The sequence below is a fragment of the Rufibacter sp. DG15C genome (genome assembly GCF_001577755.1).
GTDB lineage: Bacteria > Bacteroidota > Bacteroidia > Cytophagales > Hymenobacteraceae > Nibribacter.
Genome location: NZ_CP010776.1, coordinates 1633088 through 1646920 on the forward strand (window position 1 = coordinate 1633088; position 13833 = coordinate 1646920).

Annotated in this window: 15 protein-coding genes; 5 read left to right on the plus strand and 10 right to left on the minus strand. The window is 50.0% G+C overall.

Annotated elements, in window-relative coordinates:
• The first annotated feature begins 260 nt into the window (after positions 1 to 260).
• Positions 261 to 782: a hypothetical protein gene (locus TH61_RS06930; RefSeq protein WP_066507692.1), complete on the plus strand. Its 522-nt coding sequence runs from the start codon at positions 261 to 263 to the stop codon at positions 780 to 782.
• Positions 783 to 973: 191 nt separating this feature from the next.
• Here TH61_RS06930 and TH61_RS18135 read toward each other — a convergent pair whose 3' ends face one another.
• Positions 974 to 1144, minus strand: coding sequence for a hypothetical protein (locus tag TH61_RS18135; RefSeq protein WP_157600623.1), 171 nt, complete (start codon positions 1142 to 1144; stop codon positions 974 to 976).
• Between the two features lie 146 nt (positions 1145 to 1290).
• Here TH61_RS18135 and TH61_RS06935 point away from each other — a divergent pair, with 146 nt between their 5' ends.
• Positions 1291 to 1584, plus strand: a complete 294-nt coding sequence (locus TH61_RS06935) for a hypothetical protein (RefSeq protein WP_157600625.1) — start codon at positions 1291 to 1293, stop codon at positions 1582 to 1584.
• Positions 1585 to 1626: 42 nt separating this feature from the next.
• Here the strand turns inward: TH61_RS06935 and TH61_RS06940 are convergent, their stop codons facing one another.
• On the minus strand, positions 1627 to 2022 hold the full coding sequence (locus tag TH61_RS06940; RefSeq protein WP_157600628.1) for a hypothetical protein: 396 nt from the start codon (positions 2020 to 2022) through the stop codon (positions 1627 to 1629).
• Positions 2023 to 2411: 389 nt separating this feature from the next.
• On the opposite strand from TH61_RS06940, the gene TH61_RS06945 reads away from it, so the two are divergent.
• Positions 2412 to 2831: a response regulator gene (locus tag TH61_RS06945; RefSeq protein ID WP_066507698.1), complete on the plus strand. Its 420-nt coding sequence runs from the start codon at positions 2412 to 2414 to the stop codon at positions 2829 to 2831.
• Positions 2832 to 2909: 78 nt separating this feature from the next.
• Here the strand turns inward: TH61_RS06945 and TH61_RS06950 are convergent, their stop codons facing one another.
• The 8 genes from TH61_RS06950 to TH61_RS06985 form a co-directional block, all read right to left on the minus strand.
• Positions 2910 to 4247, minus strand: coding sequence for an ATP-binding protein (locus TH61_RS06950; protein ID WP_066507701.1), 1338 nt, complete (start codon positions 4245 to 4247; stop codon positions 2910 to 2912).
• 8 nt (positions 4248 to 4255) lie between these two features.
• Entirely contained in the window at positions 4256 to 5299 is a 1044-nt protein-coding gene (locus TH61_RS06955; RefSeq protein ID WP_066507705.1) for an ATP-binding protein, read from the minus strand.
• Positions 5289 to 5702: an anti-sigma regulatory factor gene (locus TH61_RS06960; RefSeq protein ID WP_066507708.1), complete on the minus strand. Its 414-nt coding sequence runs from the start codon at positions 5700 to 5702 to the stop codon at positions 5289 to 5291. The genes TH61_RS06955 and TH61_RS06960 overlap by 11 nt, the downstream gene beginning before the upstream one ends.
• Entirely contained in the window at positions 5686 to 6084 is a 399-nt protein-coding gene (locus TH61_RS06965; protein WP_066507711.1) for an STAS domain-containing protein, read from the minus strand. The genes TH61_RS06960 and TH61_RS06965 overlap by 17 nt, the downstream gene beginning before the upstream one ends.
• 12 nt (positions 6085 to 6096) lie before the next feature.
• Positions 6097 to 6984, minus strand: a complete 888-nt coding sequence (locus TH61_RS06970; RefSeq protein ID WP_066507714.1) for an STAS domain-containing protein — start codon at positions 6982 to 6984, stop codon at positions 6097 to 6099.
• Positions 6985 to 7213: 229 nt separating this feature from the next.
• Complete coding sequence (locus TH61_RS06975; protein ID WP_066507720.1) at positions 7214 to 9625, minus strand: FtsX-like permease family protein; 2412 nt, start codon at positions 9623 to 9625, stop codon at positions 7214 to 7216.
• 12 nt (positions 9626 to 9637) lie between these two features.
• Positions 9638 to 10327 (minus strand): ABC transporter ATP-binding protein, encoded by a 690-nt coding sequence (locus TH61_RS06980; protein WP_066507721.1) that lies wholly within the window; start codon positions 10325 to 10327, stop codon positions 9638 to 9640.
• Between the two features lie 160 nt (positions 10328 to 10487).
• On the minus strand, positions 10488 to 11738 hold the full coding sequence (locus tag TH61_RS06985) for an efflux RND transporter periplasmic adaptor subunit (protein ID WP_066507723.1): 1251 nt from the start codon (positions 11736 to 11738) through the stop codon (positions 10488 to 10490).
• A 726-nt stretch (positions 11739 to 12464) separates the two neighbouring features.
• Between TH61_RS06985 and TH61_RS06990 the strand changes: the two genes are divergently transcribed.
• Positions 12465 to 13001 (plus strand): YceI family protein, encoded by a 537-nt coding sequence (locus TH61_RS06990; RefSeq protein WP_066507725.1) that lies wholly within the window; start codon positions 12465 to 12467, stop codon positions 12999 to 13001.
• A gap of 110 nt (positions 13002 to 13111) precedes the next feature.
• Positions 13112 to 13822 (plus strand): pirin family protein, encoded by a 711-nt coding sequence (locus TH61_RS06995; protein WP_066507727.1) that lies wholly within the window; start codon positions 13112 to 13114, stop codon positions 13820 to 13822.
• Positions 13823 to 13833: the final 11 nt, after the last annotated feature.

The window sequence follows — 13833 nt, forward strand, 5'->3', positions numbered from 1 at the left end:
ATGGTATTTATACTAAGAACCACCACCCATAGTTACGGTAATAATAAAAGAATGAAATTGCATTATTTAAACGTAGTAGAAAGTGTATATAGTCTTCTGTCGTTTAACAGGGCGTTTCTAGAGCAAAGAGTAATGTTCTGTTGGCAAGAAAGCGTGCCCCTAAAGCTCATAAAACCGCCTTATGCTGACTCACCAGACTATTATCTTCCTTGCGTTTTGCCCGTATAAAACGTCTGTGAACCTTATTTAAAGAGAGTTATATGAAAACTTTGTACAAAGATGTGATGAAGGGCTTAGCAACTTTGCTCTTGACGTTAGTGGTGGGACAGGCAGCCCAAGCACAGACGCTTACCGTGACAGACCTTGTTAACTTGCAGTCTAAGCCTTTAGAAGAAGTAAAAGGCACCTTAGAGAAAAAAGGCTGGATCTATGACGGCAACTGCGGAAGCGGTGATGTAAAACGCTATTGCTTTAACGCCGCAGACAAAGGCGAAGGATTGGCGGCCATTGTCTACCTAGAGGTAGACCCAGCCGGACAGCAAGCTATTGAATACAGCGTCTTCCGCCCGGGCCTAATTGCCAACATCCAGAAGAGCATTAAAGCGGCCGCCCTTAAGCTCACGCGCCAAGAAAAGCTGTTGGCCTCAGACGTGAAGCAGACCATTTACAAGAAGGGTGAATACACGGTAATCTCTAGAGGAAGCAACCAGCAAAAATACCTGAGCCTGAAAGTGCAGAAGGGAGATGCCGGTACCGCCGTGAACATGCAGGCATCCAAATAAAAGCCATACTTAGTATAAAAGCCTCTTCTGTCTTAAGGATAGAAGAGGCTTTTTTGTGCGCTAAAAATAAGGCAGTGCCTCTGTCTGCCACGCATTCTTGAGAAGGAAATGCGCCTGTGACTTGAAATAGATGGGAAAGTAAAAGTCCCAGAAGCAGCGCAAAACAGCGTGTAGCTTCTGGGACTTCATTTTTAGTTCTCAGAGAACGTGTATCCGCAGAAATTATAGATCTCTGCCAGCGGGGCCACGGGTGGCAACGTCTGCTGCAACACCAACGGCGGATTGTCTCCTGCCACAAAACCCCACTTATTCCGGTTGCAGTATTGCAACTCCATCGGTAATTTAAGCTTTCGGTGTTTCATAAAAAGGTCCTCCGTATTAGTTAGACGGAAATTCCATAGTGCTACCCCTACGCAGCATCCTATTTTTTCCTTACTTGCACACTCACGCCTGTCCGGTGTTCTACAAAGCAGTACAAAACCGGCAAAACGCGCCTTTCAAAACTCAAATGAATACTAAATTTGGACGGATCCTTGCGCTGGTCCTTTTACTGGTAGTAACCGGACAATACGCCTTCACCCATGACTACATGGCCGCCGCCGCATGGGGCAGTTTGTGGATGGCGGTACTGCTCTCAGAAAAGAAGCTTCCAGGAGAGCAACGTACCGTTAAAACGCCCAGACAGTATGCCATGCTTGGTTTTATTGTACTGGCATTGGGCCTTTTTGGTTTCCAGCTTTACCAGGACCTTACAGATCATGGCAAGAGCCGTTTGCGTACTTCTACGCCTGTACAAGAATAATCCCTGTCGTTTTTGGCCTGATTTTCAGGAAATAAGGTAAAACTAGATGTGTTTGGTAAGCTCCCTGATGCGGTTCCGGAGCTGGTCTAAATGCGTCTGCTCCTGTTGGTGTTTCTCAATTTCTTCCAATTGGTGCAATAGGTTCTGCATCTCTGTCAAGTAAGCGGCCCGGTCTTTCTTGAGGTGGGCTTCTGGGTGTGCCTCTCCCTCGCCTTTAAAGACGTTGCCCTCGCCGTAGATCACCCAGCGGGAGTTGACGTCTGGCAGTTGCTTAAGAAAAGCCAGCAGGTCATCCATGCAATATTCCTCTCCCTGCACAATGCACCCCACCATGGCCGGGGGCGTCTGCGTGAGCACGCTCAACTGGTAGACATCCAATTCCTTAATGCGCATATAAAAATTAAGGCGGGCACTTATCTGCTGTAAATTTATAGCCATGGCGGTTTACCGGTTAAATTGGAAGAAGGAACGGCCCAAGGCAATATGGCTGCCAAGCCGTTCCTTCTGTGTACATACGCAAATGGCCTGTTCTATGTTGAAGTAGCTATATTCTGAGGATTGGATGGCTACCCTGTGGTTAAGAGTATTAAAGATAATAGAGAATCGTTTTCGGCCTGATTTCTGGGAAACAGGCCAAAAACAGCGCCGCTGGATGGTTTGGCAGGTGGTAGGGTGGGTTTTCCTTTGGTATCAAACCTTGGGCAATAGAAGAGCGTTTACCCATCTTCTGCCACAGAAGTAGGAGCCCTTAGAAAGCCCATATAAGTTTCTTATATTTGCACTATTATACGTGGGCTATCACTTTCCCCAAGTAATAAATCTTTGCTATGAATAGTCAATACGAGCCGTTGGATTTGGTCATGTTGGTAGACGATGATGATACAACCAACTTTGTGAATAAGCGATTACTGCTCAAGCTGGGGGTTGCCAAAGAGATTCTGGTTAAGAAGAATGGCGTGGAAGCCTTAGAGTACCTGCGCGAGGCAGAAGAGGAAGGTTCTCAGAACCCATACCCAGACATGATCTTCTTGGACCTTAAAATGCCCGTAATGGACGGTTTTAAGTTCCTAGATGAATACCACAAGCAAGAGCGCCGCAAAGGCATGATTATCTTGATGCTGACGTCTTCGGCTAGTTTCTATGACCTGGAGCGCCTTAAGAACTATGAGCACGTGAAGAAGCATTTCTCTAAAGCGCTTACAGAGAATGACATCAAAGACATCATGTCTCAATACTACAACCGCTAAAAACAAGTGGACTTATAAAAGCAGAAAGCCGGGGAGATGATCCTCGGTTTTCTGCTTTTATAAGGGTGTGTTGAGTCCTTAGGCCTCCTTGTTCAGGGGCCACGTAAAGTGCATGGCCGTGCCTCTGCCATGAGACTCTACCCAAACGGCGCCGTTTTTCTCCTGTACAATCTTCTTGACAATGGCCAGGCCAATGCCCGTGCTGCCCGGGTGGTTGACGTCACTGGTAGTCTCAAACATATTGAAGATCTTCTCCTGGTCCTCAGGTAGGATGCCGGGCCCATCATCTGCCACCACAAACTCCCAACGGCCGGCCTGTTCTTTCGCTGAAATGCTCAGATGCCCCACTTCCTTGTCATGGTATTTGATGGCATTGCTCACCAAGTTGCTGAAGATCTGGCGCAGGTAAATTTCCTCGGCTTCCAATATGGGCAAATCCTTGGCCACCTCTACCGTAAAGGCTGTTGGTATGGCCAGACCAGAAAGCACGCTGTCCAGCAGTTCCTGTACATCAATCTGCTTGAGGGGTATCTGTTGCATGCCCGTTAGCGAATACTCCAGCACGTCTCTAATGAGGTGGTCCATGCGGGTAATCTGCAGTTGCACCATGGGCAAGATGGCCTCTGCCTCTTCTTTAGAGTCATCGGTCAAGAAATCTGACATGGCCTCTGTGAGCCCGATGAGGTTCTGCAGCGGGGCCTTTAAGTCATGCGTGATGGTATGGGCAAACTCATCCAGAGTTTTGTTGACGCGCTGTAGCTGCAAGTTTTTGTGGTCACGTTCCAGTAAGAGCGCATTGATCTCTTGGTTGGAGGTCTGCAGTTCTTCGTTTAGGTGCCTGATTTGCTGCAACTGGTACTCTGCCTCAATAGTGCGTACGCGCAGCTGCTCCATAAGCTCAATGAGCTGCATGTTCTGGCGTTTAATCTCGGCGTAGGGAGAGATCTCGGGCTCCAGGTTGAAATAGTCTGACCATCCCTTGAGAATGGCCGGATTGATGGGTGGGTGGTTGGCCGGAATCTGCTTCTGCAAACGCACCCGCGTGCCCCGCTCAAAATCACTCTCTACCTGAAATATATCTACCAGTTTACGCGAACTGTAAATGCCTTGCCCTTTGCTGCCAGTAGGGGTGAACCGGCGGTCCAGAATCTCAGTGAGGTTGGGAATGCCCCGGCCCCGGTCTGTAATGTAGGCTTCCAGGAACAGGATTCCTCTGCTCTCTAAAACACTGAACCGGATGAGGCCTTCGCCCACATGTTCCATCACGTTGCGGCAAATCTCTGAGACCGCCGTGGCAAACTTGGTCTGTCCCGCCACGGGCAAGCCGGTGAACTGTGACAGCTGCATGGCGCGGTTGTACGCTAGTACCACGTCCAGTTCGTTCTGCAGTTTAATGGAAATGATGGGTTGATTCATTGCTAAGGTTATACCGTGGCGCGTACTACTATCACCAACGAGTCATCTAAGGTGCGGGTATTGTCTTTATACAGCACGGCCGCTATCAGTGTTGGATCATGGCGCGTGAGTTCTGGATATTTAGTGAAATCCCAACGTGTTTTAAGGCCGTCTGAGTGTAACACTAACATGGTTTGGCCGCTCCAGTTATGCTGGTGGTCATGGATGGTGGTAGGGACTGCCATGCCCAGCGTGCCGTTGTAAGAAAGCAGGTTTTTGGTAGCGCCCGGTTGGAACAGACGCCCGCTTATGTTGCCCACTCCGCAGAATAACAACTGGCCTGACTCTGAGTTCCAATTAGCGATGGCGCCCACTGCGCCGCGGGTCTTTTTAATGGTGGCATGAATCTCCCGCAGCATGGTAGAAGGAGATTCTTTGGGTTGCTGTAAAAACGCCTTGATGCCTTGGTTGGACGCCTCATGGGCGTTCTCCCCATGGCCCAGGCCATCTAAGATCAACAAATAAGCACCGTCTTGGGAGAGCCGCATGCTCCAGCCGTCTCCGCTCACTTTCTCCCCGGGCTTGGGCACCATCACGGCCCCTACCTGAAATTTATGTTCGGCTCTGGCGGCAGATTTGGGTGCTTTGCCTTTGCGGTAAATGCGGGATAAGACAACAACGCCCAACTCACGCTTAGAGTAGATGTCAAAGAAATCTGACTGTCGTTTAATGGCGCCCAGCCCTTGGCCCATGCTGCCGTAGGTAGACACGCCGTCTTCCATCATGCGTTGCAGGTCTGCCATGCCTGGGCCATTGTCCAGGCATAGCACCTCAATGCCGCAGGATTTTCCATTCTCTTCGCAGATGGGTTTTACCAACAGCTCGCCGCCTTTTGCGCCGGCGTGCTTAAGTAAATTAGTAGCCATTTCAGTGACCACTAGGTTTACCCGGCCAATCTCAGCCTCCGTAAAGCCAATAGTCTCCGCTACCTTGCCAATGTCTCTCCTGACAATGTTGAGGAAGCTCCTGTCTGCTAACAGAAAATGTTGGTGTGCGTCAAAATTAAAGTCCATTTTTCCACCGGATTATGGTGACTGTGGTTCCTTTGCCAGGCTCGCTTTTGATGTCAAATTCATTCACAAGCCGTTTGGCGCCCGGTAAGCCCAAGCCTAAACTCTTTCCAGTTGAATAACCATCTTTCATGGCTAAGGTTATGTCTTGTATGCCGGGCCCCTCGTCAATGAACGACAGGCGCACGCCAGGTATGCTATTGCGGCTCACCACTTCTAGATGGGTGATGCCGCCGCCGCCGTACCTAAGCATGTTGCGTACCAGCTCACTGGCGGCCGTCATGAGCTTGGTCTGGTTGACCAGACTCATGCCTATCTTGGTGGCTATTTCTTTGATGCGGTTCCTGAACAGAATCACATCCTGTTCTTTCTGGATGGGAAGCTTCTCCTTAGATAAAACTATCATAGAGGCCCTCTTCATCTGCATCGTGGTGGCCTATTTTAGTGCTTAATAGTTCCATGCCCTGCTCTACGTCCAAAGCAGTGTGTACACCAGAAAGGGTAAGCCCCAGTTCTACCAGCGTAATGGCTACCGCCGGTTGCATGCCCACCACCACCGTAGCCGCGTCCATAATCTTAGACATAGACGCAATGTTGCCCAGTATGCGGCCCATAAAGGAGTCTACTATACTTACGGCAGAAATATCAATCAGTACCCCTTTGGCTTCGGTTTTGCTCACCATGTTGATGAGGTCGTTCTCCAGGGTAAGGGCCAGCCGGTCATACAAGTCCACTTGAATGGTGACCAGCAGAAAGGCCCCCATTTTTAGAATAGGAATTCTTTCCATAAACGCGTGCTGTTAAAACCCGAAACCCTTGTTGCCGCCCACTTGGCTACCTTGTGCACCGCGCATCACTTGAATGTTCAACATAGAGAAGGACATTTTCAAGGCACTGGCCAGAGAAGCTTTGGTGTAGATGTTGGTCAGGTCAATACCTAGGTGCACAATGGTCTGGGCAATCTCTGCTCTAATACCACTGATGATACACTCGGCACCCATTAAACGAGCGGCGCTCACGGTCTTGATCAAGTGCTGTGCCACCAGTGAATCTACCGTGGGTACGCCAGAAATATCAAGGATGGCAATGCGGCTACCCGTGGCTACAATCTCCTCTAGAAGGGCTTCCATCACTACTTGCGTGCGGGCGCTGTCTAGGGTACCAATGATAGGCAAGGCTAAAATGCCTTCCCACACGCGGATAACCGGCGTAGAGATTTCGCTCATTTCATTGGTTTGGCGCATGATCACCTCTTCGCGGCCCTTGATGTAGGTTTCCATGGCCACTATGCTCAGGCTGTCCATGATTTTGTTCACAGAGATAATCTCCTGGTACAGCGAAGACGGATCAGAGGCGAACTGCTCTACCAAGGCATTGCTCAACACCTCTTTCAGACTCAAGATATAGGCGCTGGTCTCACGCGGTGAGAAACCTTGACGAGCCCTGGAGATAGAAATCTCATTGATGAGGTCCTGCGTGTTTTCATAGCTGGCAGACTCAATGTTGTCTGACTGCGAGCTTGTAAAAGCTTTCAGGAGCGAAGTCAACAATTCATCTGACTGCTGCTGTAACTCAGACACACTCATAAGATCATCTCTTAAGGCAGCGTCTTTTATTTGATTGCCCATCCAGGCTTCCAGTAGTTGTTTTTTCTTGCCTTTTAGAAAGCTAGAAGTTTCTTTGTTCATAGAGATGAATATAAGTGCTAGTGAAGCAATGTCGTTTTTAGCCTCTTTTTCAGAAAACAGCCCGAAAACGGAATGTACAGAGGTTCTGTAAAAGTAAGAAGTTTGAGGAGAATAATGGGGCTTGCGCCCAATGTTTACAATTTGTTTAAACCACGATATGGCCTAGAACGCAAAATTCCCTTCCAGAGGATATGAAAGGGAATTTTAAATCATGCGAATGTAGGCTTGGTTATTCGGTTTTCAAGGCGCGTACCGGGTTGGCTAACGCCGCGCGCAAGGCTTGTACACTCACCGTGGCCAAGGCAATCAACAGCGTCAGTGCGCCGGCGGCTAAAAACACCCAGTAACTGATGTCTATGCGGTAGGTAAAGTCCTGCAACCACTTCTCCATGAAGTAGTAAGATAGCGGCGCGGCAATCACAAAGGCCACCAACACCAACTTGGTAAAGTCTTTAGAGAACAGACCCACAATGCTAGCCGAGGAAGCACCCAGCACTTTGCGCACGCCCACTTCCTTGGTGCGCTGCGTCACCATGAAAGACACCAGCCCATACAAGCCCAAGCAACCAATCAAGATGGCAATGACGGAGAAGATTTTGAACAGGTAGGACTGGCGCGCCTCCTCCTCATAAAACTGCGCGATGGTATCATCCAGAAACTCATAATCAAACACGTCATCTGGGTAGGCGGTGGACCAGACTTTCTGCAAATGCGCCAGTGCGGCCTTGCTGTTTTTAGCCTCAATTTTAGCGTTCACATAAAAGTAAAACTGACTGAATGTGCTCATGGCCACCGGAGAAAGCTCTTCGCGCAGCGAGGTCACGTGAAAGTCTTTGATGACGCCCACAATAGGTCCTTCGGTCTGGCCGCCGTTAATCTGTAGCTTCTTGCCTATGGCGTTCTGCGGATTGGTTTCGCCCACTCTTTTCAGGAACGTTTCATTGACCACAAACTCCTGCATGGTGTCATTCTTCTCATACATGCGGCCCGCTATCAAGGGAATATTAAACGTCTTGAGGTAGTGCTCATCTGCTAGCTTCATGTTCACGTCAAAATTGCGGTTGATGGAGAAGTCATCATAGCGCAGGGACATGTTCATGTCAATGTTAGACGAAGGCGGGGCCAGGGCGAAAGAAGTGGATTTAATAGCCGGGTGCGCCTCTAGCTGCGGACGCAGCGCCATCAAATCCTTGGCTTTGCCAGAAGGCACCAGCATGGTCACAATGGCTTCCTTGTCAAAGCCAAGAGAGGCAGACCTGAAATACTCCATCTGGTTGTGCACAATGATTGTGCAGATAATCAATACCTGGCAGATGGTGAACTGCAACACCACCAACACCTGGCGCAAGGAGAGACCTGCCGTGCGCGCCGTGGCCACTTTGCTCTTTAGCGCCGAGATAGGCTGGAAGCCAGACAAGACCAAGGCAGGGTAGAAGCCTGCAAAAAACGTAACGGCCAGCAACACCAATAGCAGGAACCCAAGCACATCTGGGCTGTTGCCCATGTGGAGCTCTATCTGGATTTCCAGGAGCTCATTTAAGAAGGGGATCAAGAGCTCAGCCAGCACAATGGAGAGAAAGACAGCCAATAAGGTGATAAGGGCTGTCTCTCCCAGAAACTGCGTCATCAATTGGGTTCTGCTAGCGCCCAGCACCTTGCGCATGCCCACTTCTTTGGCCCGGCGCAACGCCTGCGCCGTTGCCAGGTTCACAAAGTTGATAGAGGCCACCAGAATAAGGAACAAGCCAATGAGGCTAAGGCTCCAGAGCGTGGTTTTGCTTACGGTCCTCCCTGTGAAATTGCCATAGCGTTCATCAAAATGGACGGTTGTCAACGGCTGGAAAGTATAGCGTTCGTTTTCACCCGGCTGGCGCGGCCTGTATTTGGCAACCACCTCATTTAACCGGTCTTCGGCTTGTTTAATGGAGGCGCCCTCTGGCATCGCGAAAAACACCTGCTGGTTGCTGTTGGTGCTGTTCCAGGAGTCATTCATGAAGGCGTTGATTTTCTTGGATGACTCATAGTCAATCAACATGGAATAAGGCAAGTCTGTGGTGGCCGGTGCGTCTGGGATGACGCCGGTCACCTTCAAATTAATGAGGTTGTTCATGCGAATGACTTGGCCTACCGCGTTCTGCCCCGGGAAGAATTTTTCTGCAGAGGTTTTAGTAAGCAGTATCGTGTGCAGGTCCTTGATGGCCTCTTTGCCGTTGACCCCAGCCGTCTCAATGTCAAACAGGTCAAAGAACGCTGGCTCTACAAACAGGATCTGCTTGTCTTCCCTAAATTTTTTAACGGCGCCTTTGCCGTCTTTCGGGGTGATGGCAAACGTACCGCCTTCCTCGTTGTACACATGGGTGGCAGGCTTTAGCTCAGGTAACGTGGTTTTGAAGGTGGCCAACATGGGATAGGGCGTCCCCGACGAATGGGTAGGGCCAGTCTGGGCCATCTTGTCCACGTTGATGCGGTAGATGCGTTCTGCCTTGCTGTGGTGGGCATTGAAACTCAGCTCATAACGCACTACCAAAAAGATAAGCAGACTGCAGGTAATACCTAGTGCCAGCCCAATCACATTGAGCATAGTATACCCGAGGTGCCGGTGCAACGTGCGCACCGCCACTAAAAAGTAGTTCTTTAACATGTCTGGTAGGGTTTAGAGAATAGCCAGTTCTTTCACATTCTCAGAGATAATCTGTCCGTCAAACAGGTTCACAATGCGGTGCGCAAAGTCAGCGTCTGAAGGGGAGTGGGTCACCATCACAATGGTAGTGCCCTGCTCATTCAAACCGCTCAAAAGCTGCATCACTTCCTGCCCGTGCGCCGAGTCCAGATTCCCCGTCGGCTCATCCGCCAGTAACAGTTCTGGTTTAGAAATCACGGCGCGGGCAATGGCTACCCGCTGTTGCTGACCACCTGATAGTTGCTGCGGGAAGTGGTTTCTGCGGTGGGCAATCTGCATCTGCTCCAGGGCCTGCTCCACGCGCTGCTTGCGCTCGGCGTTGCCAATCTTTAAGTAAATCAAAGGCAGTTCCACGTTTTCATAGACCGTCAGCTCATCAATCAAATTGAAGCTCTGGAACACAAACCCAATGTGCTTCTTGCGTAGGTTGGCCCGCTGGCGCTCATTGCACTTGGAGATTTCCTGCTCCAGAAAGTAGAACTCGCCACTGCTGGGGTTGTCCAGCAAACCGATGATGTTGAGCAAAGTAGATTTACCACAGCCCGAGGGTCCCATGATGGCCACAAACTCACCTTTGCGCACGTGCAGGTTCACGTTGACCAGTGCCGTAGTTTCCACTTCATCAGTGGTGTATTTTTTCTGAAGGTTTACAGTTCTTAACATAGCTCTATTCTTGATTGCTAATGGTTCTTTGTTACAGCGCGTTTGCACTCGTTTTTCTTTCTTTTTCGTCCCCCTTTGAAGGGGGTAGGGGGATGATTACTCTTGCTAATAATTCACTTCGTTTTTGGTCTATTTTACGGAAAACAGGCCAAAAACGGGTTTACTTCAGTTCCAGTCTATCCGTGTTGTTGTAAGCGTCATATGAGGAAATAACCACTTGCTCGCCGGGCTTCAGGCCATCCAACACCTCATAGTATTCTGGGTTCTGGCGGCCTAACCTAATATCCCGCTTGGTGGCAAACTTACCCGACTCATCCAGCACGTACACCCAGGCCCCACCGGTGCTTTGGTAAAATCCGCCGCGTGACAACAGCACCGCCGGTGCCGGGTCAGAAAGCTGTAGCCGTATCTGTAAAGTCTGGCCACGTCTGATACCTTCGGGCACCTTGCCGATGAACTTCATGTCCACGGGAAATTTACCGTTGGTCACCTCTGAGTACACTAGGGAAATCTCCAGCGGATAGCTCTGGCCGTTGTAGGTGAACTCCCCGCGCTGGCCGGCAAACACGCGGCTCACGTAGTGCTGGTCCAGTTCGGCCTTCACCTTGAAGCCGCTCAGGTCATCTATCTGCCCGATGATTTGCCCCGCCTGCACCGGCGTGCCTAGTTCTACTTGAATGGAGGACAGCTGTCCCGAGATGGGCGCTTTGATGTACAGGTTCTTAAGGTTGTCCTCCATCATCCGCAGGTTTCTACTGGTGCGGGAGATGGTGGTCTCCAGTTGCGCTATCTGCTGGCGGGCGTTGTTCTCCTCAAACTTTTGGCTTTCTTGCTCAATCTGGTACTCGGCTTTGAGGCGCTCGTAGTCTCTCTTGTAGTTGAAGAACTCCTGCTGAGAAACGGCCTTGGCCTCATACAGGGAGATGTTGCGCTGGTACAGGTCCTTGGCGGCGTCTACCTGCGCGGCCAGCGTGGCCAGTCTTCTTCTTAGGTTGAATTTGTTCTGCTGGAGGCTCAGCTTAGAATTCTGCAGGTTGTTGATGAGGTCATTCATGAGCGTTTCCTGGTTCATGAAGTCCAGGACTAGGCGGTTGTTGTTGAGCTTCAGGATTGGGTCGCCTTGTTTCACGGGCTTGCCGCCCTCCAGGTATTTCTCCTCTACGGTCCCGCCCTCTACGGCCGGTATCACAATGGTCTTGATGGGGTGCACCGTGCCGTCAATGGGGATGAATTCCTGAAAGGAACCCTGGCTCACGGTGGCCATGGTAATCTTCTGGCTCTCCACGTTCAGCTTGGAGCTGTTGTCTGCGATGGCCAGGTAGTAGGTCAAGAAAGCTATCACGCCCACGGCCAAGGTGATTAAGGCTATTTTCTTGGGTGTCCAGCGTTTTTTCTCAATGATGCGGTCCATGGTACTTGGGTTGACTAAAATGGGTCACTCTCTTTTATCCAATAGCTGTGCCATTTTTGTAAACCTCTGAAATTCAGCGGTAAACGCAGGTGCGTTTTGTGAGGGTGTGCGCCAGCGGACACTCTCACGTTCACGCCTGAACACATCACCGGTCAATTGAACAGCTAAGAAAACCGTTTTCGGCTTGTTTTCCGGAAATTAGGCCAAAAACGGGAAGAGGGATTTTTGGGTCTTGCCCATTGGGATAAGCTACTCAAATGAAAAGGTAATAAGCGCTATACATTGTCTTTTCTATCACCCTTCCTCTTCAATCACTTTCCCTCTAAAGTCACCTTCCTTTTTGTGTCACCCTCTCCATTGTCATCCTGAAAGGACCTTGTGGGCAAGTTGTAACAGCAGTTGCCAAGAGAAAAGATAGAATCTATCCTTCAAGAGAATTCTGGTTGTTTCATGGCCACGGCCTGTCTAGTTTGCTCACAAGGTCCTTTCAGGATGACAACAAATGTAGTTTCAAGTACTCCCAACCTTGAGCTTGTTGCCATTGTGAGGCTATCGCTAACATTCTAATCCAAAGTTTAAAGCACTTTTCTGCAAGCCAAAATGAAATCTTTTGAAACTTTTAAATGCCTACACTTGTATATACAATAAATGTACATACATTTGTTTATTCTTTCATCAGGACGAAAGCAACAAGAGATTTTTAAAACTACATAAAAACACACGACTATGGCAACTACAAAATGGGCAGTAGACCCAATGCACTCAGAGGTTCAGTTCAAAGTGAAACACCTCATGATTACCACCGTGACCGGTTATTTCCAGAGCTTCAACGTGGAGGCAGAGACGGCAGATGAGACCTTCACCAGCGCCAATAAGGTAACCTTCACCGCCGATGTGAACTCCATCAGCACCAACAACGAGCAACGCGACACGCACTTGAAGTCCGCTGATTTCTTTGACGCCGAAACTCACGGCCAAATCAAATTTGAAGGCACTACCTACGAGCGCGTGAGCGACGATGATTACCTGTTGCACGGCGACCTGACCATCAAAGGCATCACCAAACCCGTGACCGTAAAGGTAGAGTTCGGCGGTATTGTGGTGGACCCGTACGGCCAGACCAAAGCCGGATTTACCGTGACTGGCAAAATCAGCCGGAAGGAGTTTGGTTTGACCTGGAACGCCGTAACTGAGGCCGGTAGCGTAGTAGTGAGCGATGAGATTAAACTGCAAGCTGAAATCCAATTGGTGAAGCAAGCCTAAGACCAAGCGGGCTTCGTTTTTGGCCTGTTTCTAAGAAAACAGGCCAAAAACGGAAAAGCCTGAACATCAGACCAAACCTACGTCCGTACAACCATCCAAACAGCGACCGCATGCAAGTAGAAAGATTCAACCCCGCCGACAGAGGCGTCAAAGACCTGGGCTGGCTGAAGAGCAATTTTGTGTTCAGCTTCTCTGGCTACCACAATCCGGCGCGGGCTGGGTTTGGCTTGTTGCGGGCGTTCAATGATGACTTTGTGCAACCAGAAAACGGCTTCGGGCTGCACCCGCACGCCAACATGGAGATTATCTCTGTGATGTTGGCCGGCTCCATGAGCCATATTGACTCACTGGGCTACAAAGAGACGGTGCACCAAGACTGGGTGCAGATTATGAGCGCCGGCAGTGGCTTGCGCCATGAAGAACACAACGTGGGCGCAGACCAGGTCAATTTCCTGCAAATCTGGATTGAGCCCAAACTGCAGAACATCACACCCCGCTACCAGCGCCGGCATTTTCCAGAAGAGCAACGCAAAAACCAACTGGTCAGCATCGTGAGCCAGGAGGAAGGCACCGGCCACTGCTGGATTAACCAAAACGCGAAGCTGTCGCTGGGCTACTTTGAGGCCGGTCAAACGGCTAGTTATGCCTTCAACCCGGTGAACAAAGCGGTGTTCCTCTTCAACATCAGCGGAACGCTGGAGGTGAACGGGGAACAACTCACCAACCGCGAGGCCCTGGGCATCTGGGACACTGCGCAACTGGAGTTCATCTTTACCCAAGAGAGCAGGTTTCTGCTCATAGAAACACCCATCAACCACTAAGAGCATTTACT